Origin of the sequence: Streptosporangium sp. NPDC049046 (assembly GCF_040649155.1) — a bacterium.
GTDB lineage: Bacteria > Actinomycetota > Actinomycetes > Streptosporangiales > Streptosporangiaceae > Streptosporangium.
The window spans coordinates 1-4,520 of sequence record NZ_JBEZEZ010000077.1 but is presented as its reverse complement, the minus strand read 5'-3'; the positions used below and the strand labels follow the sequence as shown (position 1 = coordinate 4,520).

Annotated in this window: 1 protein-coding gene; it reads right to left on the bottom strand. The window is 70.7% G+C overall.

What is annotated here, in order from left to right; all coding sequences use genetic code 11:
• Positions 1–4,520, bottom strand: a 4,520-nt coding sequence (locus AB0B96_RS40705) for a type I polyketide synthase (protein WP_362907647.1), incomplete at both ends; no start/stop codon positions are given.

Below are 4,520 nucleotides of genomic sequence, written 5' to 3'. Positions count from 1 at the left end.
GCGAACACCGCCGACTCCTCCAACAGAGCCGCACCCATCCCCACCCACTGCGCCCCCTGACCCGGGAACACCCACACCGACTTCCCAACCACATCCGCCACCCCGGACACCACGCCGGGCACCGACTCACCCGAGGCAACCGCCCCCAGCCCTGTCAGGAGATCCCCGCCGACCACCACGGCCCGGTGCTCGAACGCCGACCGCGACGACACCAGCGAGAACGCCACATCGGTCAGCCCAAGAGCAGGCTCGCCCTCCAGGTACGACGCGAGCCGCCCGGCCTGGGCCCGCAGCGCCTCACCCGTACGACCCGACACCACCATCGGAACCACGTCCGCAGCCGGTACCAGGTCCTGCGAAGGAGCCACCGCCGCGGCCTCGGGCCCCTGCTCGATGATCACGTGCGCGTTGGTGCCGCTGATCCCGAACGACGACACACCCGCCCGGCGCGGACGACCCGTCTGAGGCCACTCGACCTGCTCGGTCAGCAGCTCCACCGCACCCGAGGCCCAGTCCACATGCGACGACGGCTCGTCCACGTGCAGCGTCCGAGGCAGCACCCCGTGCCGCAGAGCCATCACCATCTTGATCACACCCGCCACACCGGCCGCCGCCTGCGTGTGACCCAGGTTCGACTTGATCGACCCCAGCAGCAGCGGCCGATCCTCGTCCCGATCCTGACCGTAGGTCGCCAGCAGCGCCTGCGCCTCGATCGGGTCGCCCAGCGTCGTACCCGTACCGTGGCCCTCGACCGCGTCCACCTCGGTGAAGGACAAGCCCGCGCCGGCGAGCGCCTGACGGATCACCCGCTGCTGAGAAGGGCCGTTCGGCGCCGTCAACCCGTTGGACGCACCGTCCTGGTTCACCGCCGACCCGCGCACCACCGCCAGCACCTGGTGGCCGTTGCGGCGCGCGTCCGACAGCCGCTCCAGCACCAGCATGCCCACACCCTCGGAGTAGCTGGTGCCGTCCGCGGTGTCGGCGAAGGACTTGCACCGGCCGTCACCTGCCAGCCCTCCCTGGGTGCTGAAGTCGATGAACACCGCCGGGGTGGCCATCACGGTCGCGCCTCCGGCCAGTGCCAGGTCGCAGTCACCCGAGCGCAGTGCCTGCGCCGCCATGTGCATCGCCACCAGCGACGACGAACACGCCGTGTCCACCGTCACCGCAGGACCCTCCAGGCCCAGCGCGTACGAAATGCGGCCGGTCGCGACGCTGCCCGCCGTACCGGTACCGAGGAAGCCCATCGCCTCCGGCGGGAACTCCGCGCTCATCCCGTAGTCGTGGTAGAAGATGCCGGCGAACACGCCGGTGCGGCTGCCGCGCAACGAGATCGGGTCCACGCCCGTCCGCTCGATCGCCTCCCACGACGTCTCCAGCAGCAACCGCTGCTGCGGGTCCATCGCCAGCGCCTCACGCGGCGAGATCCCGAAGAACCCGGGGTCGAACTGCGTGGCACTCTCCAGGAAACCACCCTCGCGCACATAGCTGGTGCCCCGGCTCTCCCGGTCCGGGTTGTACAGCGCCCCCAGATCCCAGCCTCGCGTGGTCGGGAACTCGGAGATCGCATCTCCGTCCTCGGAGACCAGCCGCCACAGATCCTCCGGTGAGTCGACCTCGCCCGGGAAGTGGCAGGCCATGCCCACGATCACGATCGGATCGTCGTTCAGCGGCATGACGGGCGCCGGAATGATCGCGTCAGCGTGCTCGCCAAGCAGTTCGGCCAGCAGGAAGTCCGCCAGCGCGGTCGGTGTCGGGTAGTCGAACACCAGCGTGGACGGCAACCGCAGCCCCGTCGCGGCGTTCAGCCGGTTACGCAACTCGACCGCGGTAAGGGAGTCGAAGCCCAGCTCACGAAACTCCCGACGCACCTCCACCATGTCGGACGAGGCATGACCCAGCACCATCGCCGCCTCGACACGCACCAGGTCCACCAGCACCTCGGCCCGCTCGGCCGCCCCCAACGGAGCCAACCGCTGCAACAACGTCGCGGCCACCACCGAACCCGACGCCGCCGACCGCCGACCACCCCGCACCAGACCACGCAACAACGCCGGCACCTCGCCGTGGGCGCGCAGCACCGCGAGCTCCAACCGGAGCGGGATCACCACCGACCGGGCCACCCGTCCGGCGGCGTCGAACAGTGCCAGTCCTTGCTCCACCGAGAGCGGCGGCATGCCCGTACGGGTGATCCGCCGCATGTCGGCGTCACTCAGCGTGCCGGTCATTCCGGTGTCCTGGGTCCAGGCTCCCCAGGCCAGTGAGAGCGCGGGCAGCCCTTCGGCCCTGCGCGCCTGCGCCAAGGCGTTGAGGAACGTGTTCGCGGCCGCGTAGTTGCCCTGGCCGGGTGCTCCCATGACACCCGACAGGGACGAGTAGGTGATGAACGCCGCCAGATCCAGTTCCCGGGTGAGTTCGTGCAGGTGCCAGACGGCGTCGACCTTGGGCCGCAGGACCCTGCCCAGCCGCTCCGGGGTCAGTGACGGGATCGTCGCGTCTTCCAGCACACCGGCGGTGTGAATGACCGCGGTCAGCGGATGGTCGGCATCGATCCCGGCCAGCAGAGCCGCCACCTGGTCGCGGTCGGCCATGTCACAGGCCGCGACCGTGACCTCGACCCCATGCGCGATCAGCTCAGCCTGCAACTCCACCGCACCCGGAGCCTCCAAGCCTCGACGGCTGGTCAGCACCAGATGCCGCACCCCACGCTCGGCCACCACATGCCGAGCCAGACTCCCTCCCAGACCACCGGTACCACCAGTGATCAACACCGTCCCCTCCGGATCCCACGACCGTCCCGCCTCCTCGGCAGGCGCCACCCGCACCAGACGCGGCACCAACACCCCACCATCACGCACCGCCACCTGCGGCTCACCCGAAACCAGCACCCCCGCCGGCACCGACGACGACAACCCACCATCACCATCGACGTCGACCAGCACGAACCGGCCCGGATTCTCCCACTGCGCCGACCGCACCAACCCCCACACCGCCGCAGCCGGCAGATCAACGACCACATCACCATCCCGCGCCTCGACCGCGCCCCGGGTCACGAACACCAACCGCGAGCCGACGAACCGCTCATCGGCCAACCACTCCTGCAACAACCCCAGGACCTGCGCGACCACCGCGTGCGTCGACTCCACCACGTCCTCGGCATCGGCCGACCCCACCGAGACCATGACCACATCCGGCGCCGAATCCAGCGAGGCGAGCTCTCCACTCAGCTCGACCACGTCCGCCCTGGGCTCCGCATCCCCCGCCTCCGGCAACGAGACCCAGTCCACCCCGAACAGCGAGTCCCGCTCCACACCACGCCCCCCACCGGCGCCGACCAGCTGGTCGGGGGTGAAGGGACGCACGATCAACGACCGCGCCGACAGCACCGGCTCTCCCGCCAGGTCCACCGCCGTCAGCGAGACCGAGTCGGCACCCGTCCTGGTCAGCCGGACCCGCAGCAGCGCCGCCCCGCCCGCGTGCAGGCTCACCTCACCCCAGGAGAACGGCAGCCAACCTCCCTCGACCACGTCGAGACCTGCGAAGCTCACCGCGTGCAACGCCGCGTCCAGCAGAGCCGGATGCACCCCGAACGAACCCGCGCTCGAGGTCGCCTGCTCCGGCAGGGCGACTTCGGCGAAGATCTCCCCATCGCGCTGCCACGCGGACCGCAGCCCCTGGAACACCGGACCGTAGCCCAGCCCCCGAGTGGCCAGTTCGTCGTACAGCCCGTCCAGCTCGATCGCCGTCGCACCCTGCGGGGGCCACACGGACGCGTCGAACGGCACCGCGGCCCGCCCGCCCGTGGCGAGCGTGCCGGTGGCGTGCCGCACCCACGGCACATCGTCGACGGCCGACGCCGACCGGGAATAGACGTTCACCGCACGCCGGCCACTCTCCTCCGGCGCACCCACCGCGATCTGCACCACGACCGCGTCATCCTCGCCCAGCACCAGCGGCGCCGCCAGCGTCAGCTCCTCCACCACGTCACAGTCGACCTGGTCACCGGCCCGCACCGCCAGCTCCAGGAACCCGGTCCCCGGGAAGATCACCATCCCGGCCACCGTGTGATCGGCGAGCCACGGATGCGACGAGAGCGACAACCGGCCCGTCAGCACCACCCCGTTGGAGTCGGCCAGACCCATCGCCGCGCCCAGCAGCGGATGATCCGTCGCTGCCAGCCCGGCCGCGGCCACATTCCCCGCACCGGAACCGGTGCTCTCGGGCCAGAACCACTGGTGCTGGAAGGCGTACGTCGGCAGATCCACCCGGCGACCGCCCGGCAGCACCTGCAGCCAATCCACCGTCACGCCACGCACGAACAGCTCCGCCGCCGACGTCAGCACCCGCTCCAGGCCACCCTCATCGCGACGCAACGTCCCGGCGATCACGGCCTCCACCTCGGCCGCGTCCACACACTCACCGACCCCGACCGTCAGCACCGGATGCGGACTCACCTCGACGAACACCCGATACCGCTGCTCCAGCAACTGCCCGACCGCCGGAGCGAAGCCCACCGTGCG